The organism is Paenibacillus physcomitrellae (genome assembly GCF_002240225.1).
Lineage (GTDB): Bacteria > Bacillota > Bacilli > Paenibacillales > Paenibacillaceae > Fontibacillus > Fontibacillus physcomitrellae.
Genome location: NZ_CP022584.1, coordinates 308,534 through 326,863, shown reverse-complemented (window position 1 = coordinate 326,863; position 18,330 = coordinate 308,534). Strand labels below are relative to the sequence as shown.

The window sequence follows — 18,330 nt, the reverse complement described above, 5'->3', positions numbered from 1 at the left end:
TTCACTCTCCCTGCTCAGGCGTAAATTCATATAAAGTGCCTTCGCGGCCGAAACCAAAACCGCCGGTCTGGGCAACGCTGTTTTGGGCATCCCCTTGGGCAGCGGCAAGAGAACTATCCGTGATATTCTCAGAAGACTGGGCGGTTTCGCCCTGCCATTCGCTGGACGGTACCTCGGTACCATGGTCCTGAATCCACTGGCTGAGCGTGCTGCTGCCGCCCCGGCCGCCGGACAGGTATATAAATTTCAATTGACCGGAATCGATCAGCTTCTGCAGTCTGTCCACGCTAAGTACGGGATCCGAACCGCTAAACCCACCTAAACTGATGACGGTTTCTCCCTTTTCAATGATATAAGGGGCAAGTGTCGTATAATCGCTAGCCGCAAACAGATATTTCTGACCTGTGTTGTTATCTTTCAAATATTGATACAAACTTTCATTCAGGCCCGAACCCTCCTCCGGAGACCCTGCGGTTGGGGTCAAGCGGCGGCTTGCGCCTGTACGTGCCTCTGTTCCACCATCGGCAGCAAAACCATTCTGACCGTTCCGGCTATCGGCTCTGCCCAAAGCGGCCGGCCCGCCATTTTCACCGTTATCTCCGCTATCACCGCCACCATTTTCACCGTTACCACTATTACCACCATTACGACCTCCGCCAAAGCCCGCGAAGCCGCTGAAACCGCTGAATGTGCCAAACCCGCCGGCTAAACTTGGTCCTGCCGATGGAGTCATACTGCTTTGGCCATAAATAATCGGTGTGAGCGCCCAGTACATTGGGCCGATCAACAAAACCAGAAAACCAAGGACAGCCGCCATTTTGGACAAAGACGGGTTCATGAGGCCGATGATCAGCCACAATGCCGCAAGCACGCCGGTGATCAGAATAGCGATGGACCAGCCCTTGCCGATAACGGAATCATAAGGGTGCACAATATACCAGGAGAATGCCGCCGTCAGCAGCACCGCTGCAGGCAGCAGCCAGGCTTTCCAGCTGTCCCGCTCTGTCCACTGCCGGGCCATCTCCGACCAGCCGGAGCCCGTCAAAGCTGCAATTGGAGGAGCCATCATGATCAGATAATATTGGTGGAAGAAGCCGGCCATACTGAAGAATCCCATCACCGGAATCAGCCAGGCCAGCCAAAACAAAGCCTCTTTCTGTTTCCAGCTCATACGGCGAATTCTGAAGCTTGCAAACAAAGCGATACATCCAAACAGGACAAAAGGCAGCATCCAGCTTGCTTGTCCGGATAACTCGGACTGGAACAGACGCAGTGGTCCTTTGGTTCCGGTATTAAACGCACCGCCTCCGCCAAAGTTCATCGTAGGTCTCTCCCCGGCAAAGCCTGGATTCTCGAAGTTTCCGCCATTTACGCCACCGAAGGAGCGGCGGTCGTCCGAACCCGAACCCCCACCCTCTACACCGGCGTTAGAACTGTCACGGCTTGCACTATTCACATTGCCTCCCCTGGTTCCGGCAAAGCCGCTGAAGGCTGCTCCATCTTCAGTACCTGCTCCTGTCCCCAGGCCTAACCCAAGCCCCCGGTCTGATCGGTTACCGCTGCCGCCGGGGCTGCGATCGCCTGTCAAACGGGATACCCCGTTGTAGCCAAAAGCGAGATTTAATACCGAATTGGTCTCACTGCTGCCGATATAAGGCCGCTGGTCCTCGGGAACGGAATCCACAATAACCGCCCAGGAAAGAGAGATTACAGCACAAACGACCGTAGATAGGATCAGTGTGACCGTTTTTTTCTTCCATCCGCCCGCTCCCGCCAGTATATAGAAGAAATAAAAAGCCGGAAGAACCATGTAAGCTTCAAGCATCTTGATATTGAATCCAATGCCAATCAGGCCAAAGCCAACGATCACGGCCCACATTTTATGCTGCTTAACGCCTTTAAACAGAAACCAAACCGCGAGGAGCAGCGCAAATACCAGCATACTGTCGATGTTATTCGTTCTGCTGACCGATACCGCTACCGGCGTGCAGGCCATAACCAAAGCCCCGATTCTTGCTGCCCCCATTCCAAAGCTTGGTTTGACCAGCAGGTAGACCAACAGAACCGATCCCACCCCTGCCAAAGCCTGGGGCAAGATGACGCTCCAGCCGTGCAGGCCGAATATAAAGGCAAATAGCGTTTGAATCATAAACGTCAAAGGCGGTTTATCTACCGTGACGAATCCGCCGCTGTCGAGCGTGCCGTAGAAGAAGTTGTGCATATTCTTCATCATGCTGGCTACCGCTGTCGTATAATACGTATTAGCATATTTATCCGTCCAAATCAGATACATATTCAAAAAGGCTGCAACCAGCATACTGCCAGCAAGGAAATAGTCTACCCTTCTTGTCAGTTTCCTTCCGTTGTCCATTGTCTCCATCGCTTGACCTCTTTCTTTTGCAGATAATGATCGTGTTTGTTGATTTGAACCTTTTTGGGCAGGTCGTTTGGCTTTTCCCATTGTGCCTGCTGTACCTGAGACGCATATGAAAAAAAGCTGAAAGTTAGCTGAAGGAAAATAAACTTGAAAACTTTCACGCAGTGTAACATTTATTTTAAATAACCCTTATTCAGCATTTTTTCAGTTTCGGTTAAGGCAGAACTCAGCAGCAGGCTTCATAATGGAGATATAAGAGGTATGATTAGAAAGAATCCAATTAAAGGTGAATGATATGGAAAAAGAAATTAAAGTTCTGCTCGTGGATGACGAGCCTCACATTTTGCAGTTTCTGGAGATGGGGCTTGTGAATGAAGGCTTCGAGGTTGCCACGGCCCCTGACGGAATAACGGCTGTAGCAGCCGCTGAAGAGTTCTCCCCCCACATCGTCATTCTCGATGTCATGATGCCGGGGATGGACGGATTTGAAGTATGCCGGATTCTGAAGAAAAACGGCAGCCAAGCTGCCGTGATCATGCTGACCGCCAAAGACGAGGTCGATGATAAAGTGAAAGGCCTCAAGCTCGGTGCTGACGATTACGTCGTCAAACCGTTCAGCTTTGAAGAGCTTCTGGCCCGCATTCAGGCCCGGCTCCGCAACCAGTTCCCGACGCTGTTCGGGGAAGTGGCGATCGGTCCGTTCCGGATCGATGACAAACGTAAGGAAATCGGGTTCCAGGGCAAGGTGCTGGAGCTCTCACCGACCGAACATGAGCTGCTCAGGTATATGGTGCTGAATCACGGCATTGTGCTGAGCAAAACCCTGATTCTCGACAAAGTATGGGGTTACGACTTCGGAGGGGAAGAAAATATCGTCGAGGTCTATATCCGCTCGCTTAGGGACAAGCTCGGCGACAAGGAGCACCGTCTGATCCGGACGCTGCGCGGAGCGGGATACCGGGTTGATTTGTCATGAAGCTTCCGGATTGGATATGGCTAAGACGAATCCTCTTCCCCAGATCGCTCAGAACGCAGCTGCTGGCTAGATCTTTATTTATTTTGGCAACGCTGCTGCTGCTGATCGGCGGGGTGCAGTATTTCGTGATGAAGAACTTTCTGTACAACAGCCGCGCGGAGACGATGGAGAACCAGCTCCGCTCCATGCCCGTTGATCTGCTGGTCAAACGTGAACAGCTGAAGCAGCCGCCAAATCAAAGCAGAAATTACAGACCAATTCTGTTTACACCAACGGATACTTCGCTTGGGTACATTCAAGAGGATGGTTCTTACGTCAGTCTTACACAATCGACCGAAACGGGGTACCCGGTGTTATCCGCTTCGGAATACGAAAGTATTCTTCAACAGTGGAAATCCCGGGAGAAAATTAAATACCGGATCGTCAAGGATTCGGAGGGGAACGATCAATTGGTGGTCTTCCGCCCTGCGGACAGTCCTAATCTTCCAGGCAGAGAAGGTTTCGGCTCCCCTTCCCCGGCAGGATCCGGAAGCGAATACGGTGAACGGATTACCGGACTGGTTCAAATGGGTACGGAAACAGGTCCGCTGGTGGACGTGGCCATGCGTCAGCTGGTTATCTTTCTCGTCCTTTCTCTGCTCGCTATGGCAGGAGGACTGCTCCTCTATATGCCGCTGATCCGCCGGACGTTAGTTCCTTTGAATCAGATTATCCAGGCTGTAGCTGCTACTGATGCAGGCAATCTGAAGCAGCGGGTTCCCGAACAGCTGGGCCAGGAGGAAATCGACAGGCTCTCTTCTTCTTTTAACGGCATGCTGGAGCGGCTGGAGCTTTCCTTTGAGGCAGAGCGGGAAGCCAAAGAACAGATGCGCCGCTTCACAGCGGACGCCTCACATGAACTGCGGACACCGCTGACTTCTATTCACGGCTTTCTGGAGGTGCTTTTGCGCTCTTCCTCCATCCGGCCCGAGCAGCTCAATTCAGCGCTGAACAGCATGCACGGCGAGTCGATCCGGATGAAGAAGCTGATCGAAGATCTGCTTATGCTTGCCAAGCTGGACCGGGCGCCGGAATTAACGCTGACCCGGACAAGTCTGGACGGGCTGGTGCTGGAAATGGAGCCACACCTTCGCATCCTGTCCGGGCAAAGAATGGTTTCTTTCACGCTGGCAGCCGGTATTTCGGGGCAAGTGGACAAAGACAAGCTGAAGCAGGTTGTGCTTAACCTGTTTCAAAACGCCGTTCAGCATACGGATCCCGAATCCGGTTCCATTCATGTAGGCCTGCATTCAACCGGACAAGAAGCCGTCCTGTCCGTCAGCGACAACGGTCCCGGAATTGATAGAGAGCATCTGCCCCACGTTTTTGAACGTTTCTACCGCAGTGACGTTTCGAGAGCGCGTAAGCATGGAGGCGCAGGCCTGGGCCTTGCGATCAGCTTGTCCATGATAGAAGCTCACGGCGGCACAATTAAGGTTCAGACCCGGATCGGTGAAGGGACAACCTTTTATGTGCAGCTGCCGCTTAAAGCGAGCGGGAATCCATCCTAAGGCGGTTAAAGGTCTATATAACCCAAATAAAAAACAAAACGGCAGTTCCTCATCCGAGGAACTGCCGTTTCTTATAGTTAGCTGTAGCTTATTTCTTTTCTACAGCGTGGCCGCCAAATTCGTTACGCAGAGCCGCAACAACTTTACCTTGGAAAGTATCAGCTTCCAGGGAACGGTAACGCATCAGCAAGGACATGGCGATAACCGGAGTAGCTGCTTGAAGATCAAGCGCTTCTTCAATCGTCCATTTGCCTTCGCCGGAAGAGTGCATAACACCTTTAAGCTCGTCCAGGTTGCTGTCTTTGGAGAACGCTTTTTCAGTCAATTCCATCAGCCAGGAGCGGATAACGGAACCGTTGTTCCAAACGCGGGCTACTTTTTCGTAGTCGAATTCGTAGTTGCTCTTCTCAAGAACTTCGAAACCTTCGCCGATGGATGCCATCATACCGTATTCAACGCCGTTGTGAACCATTTTCAGGAAGTGGCCGCTGCCGGATGGACCTGCATACAGGTAGCCATTTTCTACAGCTGTGTCGCGGAAGATAGGTTCAACAACTTCCCAAGCTTCTGGGTCGCCGCCAATCATGTAGCAAGCGCCGTTACGAGCGCCTTCCATACCGCCGGAAGTACCTGCGTCCATAAAGTGGATGCCGGAAGCTTTCAGTTTCTCATAACGAGCTTTGGATTCTTTGTAATGGCTGTTGCCGCCTTCGATGATAATATCACCTGCGCTAAGAAGCGGAGCCGCTTCGTCCAATACGTTATCAACAACTTGGTGCGGAACCATAACCCACAATACACGTGGTGCAGGCATAGCCGCTACCAGCTCAGCGATTGTGGAAGCGCCTGTAGCGCCGTATTCTGTCATTTCAGCAATTGCCGCTTGGTTAAGGTCAAAAGCAACAACCTCATGTTTGTGATCCATCAAGTTTTTACCAAGGTTCAAGCCCATTTTACCTAGTCCGACTAATCCTACTTTCATTTGAAGAAACCTCCTAATATGTTAAATAAATTGGCTAGCTGCTCTTCACTAAAGAAATAAATCTATATTAGCAATTACCCGTATGGGTTAGCTTACCACCATTTGTAACCGTCTTGCGCAAGCAGTTCATGAGCCGCATCCGGGCCGTCGCTGCCGGCTGGGTAGAAATGAAGCGGAACTTCGTTAGCTGCAAAAGCGTCAAGTACAGGTTGTACCCAAGCCCAAGACAATTCCACTTCATCCCAGTGTGCGAAGAAGGTTGAATCGCCAAGAAGCGCATCATGGATCAAATTCTCGTAAGCTTCAGGTGTTTCTTTGGAGCTTCCGCCGAATTCCATCACTACAGGCTCAAGCTGTTTGGTATTGTTTTTATCTTTCATGTTCAATTGCAGAGTAATTTTCTCCTCCGGATTGACCTCAATGGTCAACAAGTTTGGAGGAATAACTTCATCAGGGAATGTTGAAGCCTTAAGCGGCTCTTTAAATTCAATGACGATCCGGGTGGATTTCTCCCCGGTACGTTTACCAGTACGGATGTAGAAAGGAACGCCTTCCCAGAAAGGAGTTTCAAGCTTCAGGCGTGCGGCAACATAAGTGTCGTTATGGGAATCCGGTCCAATACCGTTTTCGTCTCTGTAGCCTGGAACTTCCACGCCTTTAACAGAGCCCGGTCCATATTGGCCGCGGATGATTTGCGAATTGATTTTATCTTTGCTGATCGGACGAAGCGATTTGATGATGTTTTTCTTCTTGGCACGTACTTCGTCAGGCGTACTGCGATGAGGAAGATGCATGGTGACCATCATGAGCAGCTGCATCATGTGGTTTTGGAACATATCGCGAATGGCACCGGAGTGATCGTAGTAGCCAGCTCTGTCTTCTACACCTACAAGCTCATTGGCCGTAATCTGCACGTTGGCAATATAACGGTTGTTCCAAAGCGCTTGAAGCACAGGATTGGCAAAACCGAGAACTTCGAGGTTCTGGACCATGGGTTTACCCAAGTAGTGGTCAATGCGGAACACTTCTTCTTCTTCGAAAGAACGGTTCAGGTTCGCTTGCAGCGAACGAGCGGATTCGAGATCGTGTCCGAAAGGTTTTTCGATAATCAGGCGTTTCCAGCCTTTAGTATTGCCAAGACCGCTTGCATTAATGTTGTCTGCAATGGTTTCAAAGAATTCTGGAGCAACCGAAAGATAGAAAAGACGGTTTTCAGGAATTCCCAATTCTGTTTCATACTTTTGCGCAACACCGAGCAGTTTCTTGAAGTCATCTACATTGTTGACATTCAGGGAACTGTAATGGAAAACGCTAAGGAAGGAGTCAATATTGCTTGGATCAATCGGTTTTCTGGAGAAGCTCTGGAGCGAGTCTTTCACACTAGCTTGAAAATCTGGGTCTGCTATTTCCTTACGGCCCAGACCAATAACTGTGAATGACGAAGCCAGTTTGCCATCCAGGAAAAGATTGTACAGCGCAGGATAAATTTTGCGTTTAGCCAAATCACCAGTCGCGCCGAACAAAACAAAAGTCATTGCGTCCATTCTATTTTTTACCTCCACTCTCTCTATAGCTCTATAGTAACTATAATTAATATATCAGGTTACGTATCGTTATTGCGTATCTGACTTAGTTATCTTACACCTTCAGTCAAAATTCGTCAATCGAAATGTCTAATTTTTGACACATTTAATTCTTCATATATTAAGAAATGATATTGCTTTTAAACGGCATTCCGTAAGCTTTTTTTATCCTATAACATTTTATTCGTAAAGGTTACGTATAAATGAATAGAACACTAGCAAAGAAAGCCAAGGACGGGAGATTATACTTATGGATAATAAAACACCTGTTATTGTATTGAGTGGATTTCTGGGCAGCGGAAAAACGACTCTGCTGATCAAATTGCTTCTGGAAGCAAGACGCGGGGCTTTAAAGCCAGGAATTCTGATGAACGAATTAGGACGGCAGGATGTAGACGGCCTTATTCTGAATGAAGAGACCGGCTTCTCGATAGAAAAATTGCTGGACGGCTGTGTGTGCTGCAGCAAAAAGGAAGATCTGGCCCGCAGCTTGCTGACTCTGCTTTATACCCGCCCCGATCTCCTGCTAATCGAGCTGACAGGAGTAGCTAATCCCGTTGAAATTGCCTCCCTGCTGTCCCAGCCGCCTTTTGCAGAACGCTTAACGGTCAAACATAGCATTACCGTCATGGATGCTGAGCATGCACTGGATTACAGCAGTCTTTTTGCATCAGATAAACAGCTTGTCCGCACGCTGCGCCAGCAGGTGGAAGCCGCTGACCTGGTGCTGGTCAACAAAACCGATCTGGCCTCCCAAACTCAAGTTTCCAAAGTGCTAAATCTGGTTCACAGGTACAACCCCAAGACTGCCGTGCAAACCACGCAGAAGGCCGAAATTGACGTTCGCAAGCTGCTTGAAGGCATTCCCTCCACTCAGCAGCTGCAGCTTGAGAATAAACCGCCCTATTCCGCGCAGCGTGAGCTCAGGCATTCTTCACACGGAACCCAACACTTGCATGTGATTCAACAACATCCTCAACAGGAACTTCAGCAAAAGCCTCAACATGTCCATGACTATCAGCACGAGCATCAAGCCGCGGGTTCCGAAGCCGCTCATGCTTCTTTCTCCGCTGTTCAGACCTTTACCCTTCCTTGTTCAGCGGAACGCTCGTTCTCGCGGGAAGAGCTTGAGCATTTCCTTGCCGGTCTGTCCGGGCAAATAGTGCGCGCTAAGGGTTATGTAAAGCTGGAGGGCGAAGGAACGACCCTGATTCAGTATGCAGGAGGCCGGTTCTCTTATGAAGCTTCTCGTTATCCCGGTTCAGGTTATATCGTAATTATCGGTCTTCACGTACATCCTGATGAATCCGCTGAGCAGTGGGAGCGGCTGATCCGCCAGGACCGTATACGTTCCTGAGTATCCCACCTCTTGTTCTGCCTTTCCAGAGCAAATAGCCTTATCCCGATTCCTATATGGACTTGGGTAAGGCTTTTATTTCCACAAAAATATTCGTTCGAAAATACAAATTTACCTATTACCTCTGCTGTAGCTTACCTCTGCTGTAGCTAAAACAGGCTTGCCCGACCTTAAGAAGGTCTGGCAAACCGTCTGCGCCGCTTGGAGCGGAGAATGATCTTTTGCATAGCGAGCCCGACCAGGAAGAACAACAGCAGAATCAAGGAAATCGTGCCGCCCGGAGGGGTATTTATATAGTAGGAAGCCGAAAGACCGCTGAAAATGCCTGCGAGACCCGCCACGACCGCTATAATAACCGCTGATAGGAACCCCCGCGAAATTTTAAGTGCAAGCGCGGCCGGCAGCACCATCAAAGAAGACACGAGCAGTACACCTACGATCGGCATAGCAGAAGCCACCGTCATTCCGGTCAATACCGAGAAGCAGAAAGACAACAGCCGCACATGCACACCGCCAATACGGGCGGTTTCCTCATCAAAGGTGAGATTGTACAGTGGGCGGCGAAACAGAATAAAGAAAATAAGGCCAATCAAAGCCACAAAACCAATCATCCATAACTGCTGTTCATTCACGGCTACAATAGAGCCGAACAAATAAGCGCTGAAGCTTTTATTCAGATTACTCTTTAAGCTCATAAGTAATACGGCCAGCGCAAGGCCTGAAGTCATGATAATGGCCACCGGAACTTCGCTGTAGGTCAAATAAGTACGGCGAAGCCGCTCGATCACCAATCCGCCTGCGATAGCCACAACAAAACCGCTCACCACTGGATTCAAATGAAGTACAGAGCCCAGAGCCACGCCGGCCAATGAAACGTGCGACAAGGTATCCGCAATAAGCGCCTGTCTTCGCAGCATCAGATAAACGCCCAGAATAGGGGCAATAATTCCTATGAAACCTCCGGCCCAAAACGCACGCTGCATGAACTCGTAGTCAAACATTTCCACTCTTCACTTTCCTTTCGCTCCAGCGAGATTACCCGGTCCAGATAGGCACTCATCTCGTCAAGGCCATGGGTAACCATAATGACCGTAAGACGGTGGACCTTCACATAATGCTTCATTAATTCGTAGAAACCGATCCGGCTCTGGTGGTCCATCCCGGTAGTGGGCTCATCCAAAATAAGCACGTTCGGCTGCTGAGCCAGCGCCCTTGCAATGCAGATCCGCTGTTTCTGTCCGCCTGACAGCTCGCCGATCCGGGCGTGCCGGTGTTCCCACATGCCTACCTGCTTCAGGCTTTTCTCTACGATCGCTTCCTGTTCGCTGCTGAATTTGCGGAACAAGCCCAGCCGGGAATAGCAGCCGGAACGAACCAGCTCGATGACTTTGCTCGGAAACCCACTATTAAAGGAAGCGACCTGCTGCGGCACGTAGCCGATTACCAGCTTTCCTTCCTCCAAAACCTCCGGATGGAGATGAACACTCCCGCTCCAAGGCTTCAGCAATCCGAGGAGCAGCTTAAGAATCGTGGTTTTGGCTGCTCCGTTCGGACCGGTAATGCCAAGGAACTCTCCGGCATAGATGTCCAGCGATATATTCTCAACGACAGGTTCATTGCCGTAACCAAAAACAACATTTCGCATCGATGACAAGATCAAGTCGGTTCAGCTCTTTTCTGAATTGATTTAGCGGGTTTCCCGGTGAATCGTGTATTTTTTTAGCCGAGGGCTGTATTTACGCATTTCCAAACGTTCCGGATGATTCCTTTTATTTTTGGTAGTCGTATAGTTACGATCTCCACATTCCGTGCATGCCAGAGTAACAATTACTCGCATTATAGTCGCCTCCTCACAAATTTAAACTCCCGTATAATAATCGTAATAATTACGAATTCAACTTATATATATTAGCTGAACCCTCATCCCCTGTCAACTATTTAAGCCAGGCTCCGCAAATGCGCTGCTTGTCCATGGAAGAGGATTAACGAAAACTGACCAGTCCTCTGCCATCTCTAATTCAGTCAGCAGGCATTCATCCAGTCTCGGCTCGATTTCAGAACGGTCATAACCTATACCGATCAGCACAAGCTCTGTCAGCCGGTCCCCCCACTGCTCATCCCAATGCTGCAAAATTTCCGGCTCTGTCTCCAGCATCTCCCGCTGCTCGGCCTCCGGCAATCCGGCCACCCAATACCCGGCAGGACCAAACTGGATAGAGGGGCCCGCCTGACTTAACATCGCTGCCATATCTTCTTTAGCTGCAAGCCATACCGTCCCCTTCGCCCGGACGATTTGCTGAGGCCAATCGTTCATAAAGGCCGCCAAACGCTCCGGGTGGAACGGCTTTCTGCGCCGGTAAACAAACGAACCAATGCCATATTCATCCGATTCAGGCACATGAGCCTCTTTCCCGAGCTCTTCCAGCCAGGCCTCGCTCCCGCTGGCGGCTTCCCAATCAAACAAACCCGTGTTAAGGATTTCGGCCGGATTTACTTCTCCACGCACGGTCCGGATCAGCTTGGCGGTCCGCTGAAGGCTGCGGATCACCCGCTCCAGCTTGACTAGGTCCTCCTCGGCAACAAGATCACATTTGTTCAAAAGAAGGACATCACAGGTTTCAATCTGGTCAATCAGCAAATCGACTACATCCCTTGTATCTTCTTCACCGGTCGCTTCACCTCTGTCCAGCAAACTTTCTCCTGAGCCGAAGTCATGCCAGAACCGCGCTGCATCCACGACGGTAACCAAACAATCCAGTCTGGCCAGCGAAGTCAGATCAATACCCAGCTCCTCATCGGCATATGTAAAAGTCTGTGCCACCGGTACGGGTTCACCAATCCCTGTCGATTCGATCAGAATGTAATCAAACCGTCCGGCTTCAGCCAGCTCCTTGACCTCCTTCAGCAAATCCTCCCGAAGTGTGCAGCATATGCAGCCGTTAGACAGCTCAACCAGCTTCTCGTTGGTTCTCGATAAATTGGCTTCCCCGCGAACCAGCGCAGCATCCACATTGACTTCACTCATATCGTTTACGATGACAGCTACTTTTAAGCCGTCACGATTTTGCAAGACATGATTCAGCACTGTTGTTTTTCCTGAACCCAAATAACCGCTAAGCACGGTAATCGGCACCCTTGTCTTTTCTCCCATGGTCAATCCTGATGTTGAACTCATATAGGCTATGAGCCCCCTTTCTCTTCCTAAGTAAAATGAACGTATTTCACCTTTTGAATTTAATCGTAATTATTACGATTTATAAAAAGGACTATACGCCATCCTTAACGGACTTGTCAACATGGACAGCAAAAAGGCCACTTCTCCTGCATGTGGCCTTGTTCTTTTTTTACTCTGTAATCTATAAATTAGTTCACGACAGCGTCCAGTCCGTCTTTAAGGGGATCCGTCTCGCTTCCGGGTTGCTCTGAACCGGCTGAAACAATTTCGACCAGCACCCGATTAGGAACACAAATGATTCGTTCTCCGGGTTTGGAGATGAATCCCATCTTCAGAGCAATCGGAAGCGGAGCATCTGACACTGTCATGCGAATTCCGTTATCGTATACCTTTAAAACGTTATGTCCGTATTTAGTCCGCATATCAATAACTTGCTCTTCCTGCGTTAACGGAACCTGCTTGTACAGCTCTCCGTTCACCGTGATCCGTGCCTCCAGCTTACCGGCCGCATAAGCATCCGCCCGTTCAAACAACGCTTTGCCGCCGAAATAACCGGCCACCGCCAGCAGGACAATCGCAATCAATAACCAGTCTGCCTTTCTAATCTTCAGCATGATGTCCGCCCCTTTAATGGATTCAGAAGTTCTTCCTTTTAAATATAAATGTTTAAAATTGCGTCTATCCGTGCGTTACGTCACACTACTGAACGGTTTTTCTCTTTGGGAATGCTTTTCCAATTTATATCGTGTACAATAGAGATCAATACCGCCTAAGGAGTTGGATTTTTAGAATATGCTGCCTCTATATAAAAAATATTGGCGTACCATCTTTGATATTGCTTTAATTGTACTTACCGTATACCTGGTCATGTTTCTGTTCAGCAAACTGTACCAGTTGGCAGCACCGGTATTTCTGTCTTTTTTTGTCTTCATGCTGATTGAACCTTTTGCCCGGTTCCTGAACCGGAGAGGGATGAAGAAACCTTTTGCTTCCGCTATTTCCGTCATTCTGTTTCTTGTCGTTTTGCTTGGGCTGCTGTTTGGCGCCGGCTTTCTCATTGCGATCCGGATCAACCACATTTACGACAATCTGCCAAGCTACGCGGCGCTGCTCCAGAATCATTTCAGGGACGCCACCATCTACTTGCAGGACAGGCTGGACGCGCTTCCTCCATCTGTAACCGATAAGCTCAACGGGTATTTTGCCGATGCGACCAACCTTTTGACCAAATGGCTGAAAGTGATGCTGTCTTATTTGGTCAACACGCTGGGATCTTTCTCCTCGTTTATGGCCAACTTTGGCATCGCCATCATTCTGGCTTTCTTTCTGAGCATGGAAATTAAAGACTGGCGCCGTATCGCTTATGAGAAGACACCGAAGACCGTCAAGATTGCTTTTGACTTCTTGCGCACTCATGTCTTCCGGGCGATTGGCTCTTATTTAAAGGCCCAATTTATCCTTATGACCATCACCTTTGTCCTCGTCCTGATCGGGTTGTTCATACTCGGAGCCGGCAACGCTGTTACTATGGCTTTGATCTGTGCAGTTTTTGACATTCTCCCACTGCTGGGGGTATCCACAATACTGGTGCCTTGGATCATTTACTTGTTTATTATCGGTAATACACCGCTTGCTATTGGATTGATCGTCGTGCTTGCCGTTGTTCTGCTGGTGCGCCAGCTTCTTGAACCTAAAGTAACCGGCAATTCCATCGGGGTTTCATCCGCTTATCTGATGTTGTCCTTTGCCATTGTCTCCATGTCCTTATTTGGAGTAGCCGGCCTTATTCTTTCGCCGATCTTGCTGATCCTGATCAAAGAACTGATGCAGCAAGGTTATCTGCAGAAGTGGATCAGGCTGCCTCAAGAAGAATTTGTGGTGTCCCCGTTTAGTCCGGGAAGTTCCGAACAAGGGGAACAGCGGGCCGCCGGAGAGAACAAACCGCAGGTTCAAGGCACCTACTCCGAGCGGATTCGTCTCAGACGCTCAGAATCGAAGCGTTCCAATTCAAAGCAGTCCAGTCAGATCCCTGCAGACCCAGATCGTTCAAACGATGAATCTTAAAAAACATGGTTATGCCGCTGGCATTGAATAAATTAAACTATGCTGCCAGCGGCATTACGAGAAGCCGGACGATAAAGGCAGCAGCCTGCGCAGCGGGAAAATGTTTTCTCTCCCATCTGAACTGCAACAAAAAGCCTTCAAACCCACTAGAACGTGGCTTTGAAGGCTTTTCCGCTTTAAATCCGGACTTGCGCTCCCACTGCTGCTATCGCAAAACAGGAATGGGAGACGCTAGGGGACAACAAAAATTCAGTCATCCCCATTGATAAGCGAGGTTTGGATCAGCAGCCGCCGGATCATAACCGCCAGTTCTCCCCTTGTTATCGGATCAAAGGGCTGGAGCTCGGAGCCGTTCCCCGCTATAATTCCTGCCTTCACCAATGCTGCTGCTGCAGGCTGCGCCCACGCCGAAACCAGCTTGCCATCCGCAAAACCGTTCAGCTCCTGCGCCTCAGCCTTAATCTCCACCCCAGCCAATTTCATGGAGCGCGCGATGATCGCCATCGCCTCCTGGCGTGTAAGAACATTTTCGGGACGATAAGTTCCATCCGCATACCCCTGCAAAATCCCGTATTGTTGAGCCAGGTCGGTCGCTGCAGCATACCAGGCTCCGGGTTCCACATCCGCAAAGGACGGACTCTGCGGGGCTTCCCCTGCAAGACCGAGCGCACGAACGATAACTTGCGCAAATTCGGCTCTTGTAACGGGTTGGCCAGGCTCAAACTGATCAGCCCCCTCCGACAATCCGGCAATCGGTTCATTCACTTGATAGCCTTGCATGATTAGGCGCGACGCCAAGTCATAAACCGCTTTTTCCGCAAAATGGCCGGCCGGAACATCGGAGAACTCCACTCGTTTTTGCACCAGCATGAAGCTTCCCGTACTCAAGCTGCTGATTTGGGCCGTATCCCCGCTGATGAACACAGGCACCGGAAAAAGAGAACCATCCGGCTGCAAAATTACGGCAGCGGTAGGATCGGCGGGGCTGTTCGTTTTGTTCCAGCCGGTTGCTCCATCTGCAGCATCTCCGGCCAAAAGCGGAATTTCCAGCGCGACATAAGTGCCAAAGCCGGAAAGCTCCGCAGCCCCGCTCCTGTCCGAGATCTGGACGGCAATATCCAGCGGCTCACCCATAAGCGCAAGGCCTGCTTGCCCGGCCGCCCCCCGCATACGTTCCAGCGTATCCTGACCGCTCCGTGAAAGAAGCACCGTAACTCCGCCTTCCGCTGAACCCTCCGCCTCTTCTTGCAGGTTGTCCGGGCCAAGCGCGCCCAGCTCCGAAAACGGAATTTGCAAGCCGCCAAACGGCGTCTTCAGCTCCATAGTTCCTCCGGGGCTGCTTCTTAATGTCGCCAGCAAGGCTTCAGGAAGCTCGAAGCGGAATTGGTCTGCGGCTTGCAGGGAGGCAATGGCCACGTCCGGGTTCTCCGCCGTCCCCAGCGTACTCAATACCCCTTGCAGCTTGATGGCATCCAGCTTGACGTTTGCAACCGTTCGCCCGTCCACTTCCGCAGTGCTGCTTGAGGCTACCCCGCCAAGCTCAGGTGTTTGACTTCCGTTCAGTAAAACCTGAACGTCTTGTGGTTCTGCGATCGGCGGCGGCTGCGGAGCACTTCTTTCAGGAACCGGGTCGCCTCCGGACGGAGGAAGGACAACCGGCGGCTGATCCGGTGATGACTCCGCGGCCCGGGTAAGGAAAATGGTATATTTCGATACCGATGTGTCAGGCGCGGCAACGGTCAGCTCGATCCGATTGGCGCCCACCGCAAGTGGGAAAGCCGGGCTTGGCACACCAGGAACCATTCCGACCGGTCCGGCTGCCGGCTCCTCACTCCCGCTGCCGTTGTACACGCTGGCCGTCACGGAAACCCGGTTATCGTAAACCTCTCCGGCTATCGTTACGGCCGCGGCTGCAAACGCCGCTTCGGCCGAATAATCATAACGATTTCGGTCAAAGGCCGGGGCAAGCCTTACAGGTCCCGAAACCGTTCGCAAGCTAAGCGAGCTTAACGCCGTGTCAAACGGCCCTGTCCCCGGACCGCCGGGATCCATATCACCGGTGGCTGTCGTAAAGGACCAGCCGTCCACGCCTTGCATGCCGTCATAATCCTTGCCTTCAGCATTCGTAAATGCGCCGGGTTCAATTTCAATGTAATAAGCGGTCTCAAAAGCCAGGCTGTGTGGTATATGGAAGGTAACTATAGCATCGGAGATTTGAACCTGGGCCGAATCTCCGGCATCCAGCTCGGCAGCCGTTTGTCCGTCAGCGACCTGCTTGACCACTACCTTTTTGCCGGATACCCCGCTAACCGGCTGGTTAAAAGTCAACGTAATATCAGTGTCCACCGGCACGCCGTCAGCTTTGTTAAGCGGAGAAAAAGATTCTGCAGTGAGCGTTTCCGCACCGGAAACAGGGACCCACTGCGCATACAAAATCATGTTGTCCGTCCCGATGGTTAGCTGATCACCGGGCGCGTAATGAATGCCGCTGCCGTCCGGCTCCGTGTTCCAGCCCCCAAACACACTGCCTGTTTTGGCTAAACCGCCACTGTTGCCGGGCACGATAAGCTGTGCCCCTTGGGCGTAAAGCGCGCCGTCCACCGGAGCCTCCCCTTCCGTATTCCCGTTTCCGGCATAGGTTACGGTGTAAATGGCCGGCATAGAGATCGATGCCTCTAGCACGTTGTAGACGCTTTTAAGTCCGGCCCCATCCCTGACGATGACATAAAAATAGTAGGGCATTCCCGGCGTTAGCCCTGAAACCCGCCGGAATAGCTGATTTTCCGCATAATCGCCGACCGGCGTCCCGTTATTTTCAACCAGGCTAACCGTATCCAGGTCGGACCACTCGGACCAGTACAGCTGATACTGCAGTTCCTCCTGATTCAGGAGATTATCGGTAGCCGCCGGCCAGCTGATGGTCATAGCATCTTCGCTTAAATCACTAGCTGCCGGCAATCCGCCGCCCGTATCCGGCGGCGTTGTATCCAGCACAGCCCTGGTCTGTACGGGCGCCAACTGACTTTCAGCGTTGCCTGTTCCGAGCTGGCCAGAAGTATTAAGGCCCCAGCCCCAGACCACACCATCCTTGCGCATCGCCAAACTATGAAAGCCGCCGGCGGCTATCAGCTTAACACCGGTAATGCCGGCCACCTGCAAAGGGCGGGTAGTCAACGTTTTGTTGCCTTGGCCAAGCTGTCCCTGACTGTTGTCTCCCCAGCCCCAGACATTTCCGTTGTCGTCCAAAGCCAAGCTGTGGTAACCCCCACCGGCTATAGCCGTTATATGCTCAAGATTGGATGCCTGCACGGGAGTTGTCCGGTTCGTCCTTGTGCCATCGCCAAGCTGGGCATATTTATTTTCGCCCCAGGTCCACACAGTGCCGTCTTCCTTTAAAGCAAGCGCAAAGGAACCGCCAGCCGCTATGGATTGGACTCCGCTTAACCCGCTTACCTGGACTGGCGTATATTGATCCTGACCCGATCCGTCGCCCAGCTCGCCGTTTTCATTAACCCCCCAAGCCCATACAGTGCCGTCGTTCTTTAAGGCCAGGCTGAAATACCCTCCTGCGGCAATGGCCTTGACATCCGTCAAGCCGGCAACCTGCACCGGAGTATCCCGCTGAATCTGTGTCCCGTCGCCCAGCTCGCCGCTGTCGTTTTTCCCCCAGGTCCACACAGTACCGTCGCTGGTCAGCGCCATACTGTGGTACCCGACGCCTCCGGAAATGGCGGAAATAGAACGTAAGCCAGGTACCTGAACAGGCACAGATGAATTTGCCGTCGAACCGATTCCAAGTTGGCCGTTCATGTTGCCTCCCCACATCCAAACGGTCCCGTCCTGCTTTAATGCCATGGAGCTACGCACACCGGAGTCCACATCGACGATTCCTGTCAACTTCTTAACCATCACCGGCGAAGCTATTCCCGAGACCGTAGAATTGTTGCCCAGTTGGCCGTAACTGTCTTGTCCCCAGGTATAAACCGTTCCGCTGCTGATCAGCGATACGCTGTGATAGTAGCCTGCTTTGAGCTGGGGAGCCGTTGGAGCTTCCGCAGCAGCAGCCGCAGAAACAGGACCTGGCGTCAACAAACCCCCATCTTGAATAGTCAGCATAATAGCCAATGCCGCGCGTACAGCCGTTTGCATCCATCGTCTCATTTGTCCGTTTTCTCCTTTCAATGCCTGTTCTAGCAATTGCCCCTACGATGAAGCGCACAACGCACATGCTAACAGAAGAAAAGGCAGCAAACGATTGACAAACGT

General features: G+C 51.2%; 14 protein-coding genes. 5 read left to right on the top strand and 9 right to left on the bottom strand.

Going from position 1 to position 18,330, the window contains the following annotated elements; all coding sequences use genetic code 11:
* Position 1: 1 nt before the first annotated feature.
* Positions 2-2,380, bottom strand: a complete 2,379-nt coding sequence (locus tag CBE73_RS01445; protein ID WP_229752763.1) for an ArnT family glycosyltransferase — start codon at positions 2,378-2,380, stop codon at positions 2-4.
* Positions 2,381-2,672: 292 nt separating this feature from the next.
* On the opposite strand from CBE73_RS01445, the gene CBE73_RS01440 reads away from it, so the two are divergent.
* Together CBE73_RS01440 and CBE73_RS01435 are read left to right on the top strand one after the other, a co-directional pair.
* A complete protein-coding gene (locus CBE73_RS01440) occupies positions 2,673-3,353 on the top strand; it encodes a response regulator transcription factor (RefSeq protein ID WP_094092675.1) in 681 nt (226 codons plus the stop codon).
* Positions 3,350-4,903, top strand: coding sequence for a sensor histidine kinase (locus CBE73_RS01435; protein ID WP_094092674.1), 1,554 nt, complete (start codon positions 3,350-3,352; stop codon positions 4,901-4,903). The genes CBE73_RS01440 and CBE73_RS01435 overlap by 4 nt, the downstream gene beginning before the upstream one ends.
* Positions 4,904-4,991: 88 nt before the next feature.
* Here CBE73_RS01435 and gnd read toward each other — a convergent pair whose 3' ends face one another.
* Positions 4,992-5,885: a phosphogluconate dehydrogenase (NAD(+)-dependent, decarboxylating) gene (gene gnd, locus CBE73_RS01430; protein ID WP_094092673.1), complete on the bottom strand. Its 894-nt coding sequence runs from the start codon at positions 5,883-5,885 to the stop codon at positions 4,992-4,994.
* 92 nt (positions 5,886-5,977) lie between these two features.
* The gene (zwf, locus tag CBE73_RS01425) at positions 5,978-7,429 is read right to left on the bottom strand and encodes a glucose-6-phosphate dehydrogenase (RefSeq protein ID WP_094092672.1); all 1,452 of its coding nucleotides are present in this window, start codon (positions 7,427-7,429) and stop codon (positions 5,978-5,980) included.
* Positions 7,430-7,718: 289 nt separating this feature from the next.
* Here zwf and CBE73_RS01420 point away from each other — a divergent pair, with 289 nt between their 5' ends.
* On the top strand, positions 7,719-8,825 hold the full coding sequence (locus tag CBE73_RS01420) for a CobW family GTP-binding protein (RefSeq protein ID WP_094092671.1): 1,107 nt from the start codon (positions 7,719-7,721) through the stop codon (positions 8,823-8,825).
* 170 nt (positions 8,826-8,995) lie between these two features.
* Here CBE73_RS01420 and CBE73_RS01415 read toward each other — a convergent pair whose 3' ends face one another.
* The 5 genes from CBE73_RS01415 to CBE73_RS01395 all read right to left on the bottom strand — a co-directional run bounded on the left by CBE73_RS01415 (position 8,996) and on the right by CBE73_RS01395 (position 12,614).
* The gene (locus tag CBE73_RS01415) at positions 8,996-9,832 is read right to left on the bottom strand and encodes a metal ABC transporter permease (RefSeq protein WP_094092670.1); all 837 of its coding nucleotides are present in this window, start codon (positions 9,830-9,832) and stop codon (positions 8,996-8,998) included.
* A complete protein-coding gene (locus tag CBE73_RS01410) occupies positions 9,775-10,485 on the bottom strand; it encodes a metal ABC transporter ATP-binding protein (protein ID WP_094092669.1) in 711 nt (236 codons plus the stop codon). Before CBE73_RS01410 ends, CBE73_RS01415 begins: the two co-directional genes overlap by 58 nt.
* Before the next feature lie 27 nt (positions 10,486-10,512).
* On the bottom strand, positions 10,513-10,662 hold the full coding sequence (rpmG, locus tag CBE73_RS01405) for a 50S ribosomal protein L33 (protein WP_094092668.1): 150 nt from the start codon (positions 10,660-10,662) through the stop codon (positions 10,513-10,515).
* A gap of 93 nt (positions 10,663-10,755) precedes the next feature.
* Positions 10,756-12,000, bottom strand: a complete 1,245-nt coding sequence (locus CBE73_RS01400) for a GTP-binding protein (RefSeq protein ID WP_373286390.1) — start codon at positions 11,998-12,000, stop codon at positions 10,756-10,758.
* Between the two features lie 188 nt (positions 12,001-12,188).
* A complete protein-coding gene (locus CBE73_RS01395; RefSeq protein ID WP_094092667.1) occupies positions 12,189-12,614 on the bottom strand; it encodes a NusG domain II-containing protein in 426 nt (141 codons plus the stop codon).
* A 178-nt stretch (positions 12,615-12,792) separates the two neighbouring features.
* On the opposite strand from CBE73_RS01395, the gene CBE73_RS01390 reads away from it, so the two are divergent.
* Entirely contained in the window at positions 12,793-14,064 is a 1,272-nt protein-coding gene (locus tag CBE73_RS01390) for an AI-2E family transporter (protein ID WP_094092666.1), read from the top strand.
* Positions 14,065-14,069: 5 nt separating this feature from the next.
* Positions 14,070-14,330, top strand: a complete 261-nt coding sequence (locus CBE73_RS22040; protein ID WP_174704641.1) for a hypothetical protein — start codon at positions 14,070-14,072, stop codon at positions 14,328-14,330.
* On the opposite strand, the gene CBE73_RS01385 is transcribed toward CBE73_RS22040, so the two are convergent.
* On the bottom strand, positions 14,314-18,225 hold the full coding sequence (locus tag CBE73_RS01385; protein WP_094092665.1) for an RCC1 domain-containing protein: 3,912 nt from the start codon (positions 18,223-18,225) through the stop codon (positions 14,314-14,316). The two genes, CBE73_RS22040 and CBE73_RS01385, sit on opposite strands and share 17 nt — an antisense overlap.
* Between the last annotated feature and the right edge of the window lie 105 nt (positions 18,226-18,330).

What these genes read in the sequence shown, in the direction of transcription:
- CBE73_RS01445 (WP_229752763.1), bottom strand. Translation starts at nt 2,380, where the DNA reads ATGGAGACAATGGACAACGGAAGGAAACTGACAAGAAGGGTAGACTAT.
- CBE73_RS01440 (WP_094092675.1), top strand. Translation starts at nt 2,673, where the DNA reads ATGGAAAAAGAAATTAAAGTTCTGCTCGTGGATGACGAGCCTCACATT.
- CBE73_RS01435 (WP_094092674.1), top strand. Translation starts at nt 3,350, where the DNA reads ATGAAGCTTCCGGATTGGATATGGCTAAGACGAATCCTCTTCCCCAGA.
- gnd (WP_094092673.1), bottom strand. Translation starts at nt 5,885, where the DNA reads ATGAAAGTAGGATTAGTCGGACTAGGTAAAATGGGCTTGAACCTTGGT.
- zwf (WP_094092672.1), bottom strand. Translation starts at nt 7,429, where the DNA reads ATGGACGCAATGACTTTTGTTTTGTTCGGCGCGACTGGTGATTTGGCT.
- CBE73_RS01420 (WP_094092671.1), top strand. Translation starts at nt 7,719, where the DNA reads ATGGATAATAAAACACCTGTTATTGTATTGAGTGGATTTCTGGGCAGC.
- rpmG (WP_094092668.1), bottom strand. Translation starts at nt 10,662, where the DNA reads ATGCGAGTAATTGTTACTCTGGCATGCACGGAATGTGGAGATCGTAAC.
- CBE73_RS01400 (WP_373286390.1), bottom strand. Translation starts at nt 12,000, where the DNA reads ATGAGTTCAACATCAGGATTGACCATGGGAGAAAAGACAAGGGTGCCG.
- CBE73_RS01395 (WP_094092667.1), bottom strand. Translation starts at nt 12,614, where the DNA reads ATGCTGAAGATTAGAAAGGCAGACTGGTTATTGATTGCGATTGTCCTG.
- CBE73_RS01390 (WP_094092666.1), top strand. Translation starts at nt 12,793, where the DNA reads ATGCTGCCTCTATATAAAAAATATTGGCGTACCATCTTTGATATTGCT.
- CBE73_RS22040 (WP_174704641.1), top strand. Translation starts at nt 14,070, where the DNA reads ATGGTTATGCCGCTGGCATTGAATAAATTAAACTATGCTGCCAGCGGC.
- CBE73_RS01385 (WP_094092665.1), bottom strand. Translation starts at nt 18,225, where the DNA reads ATGAGACGATGGATGCAAACGGCTGTACGCGCGGCATTGGCTATTATG.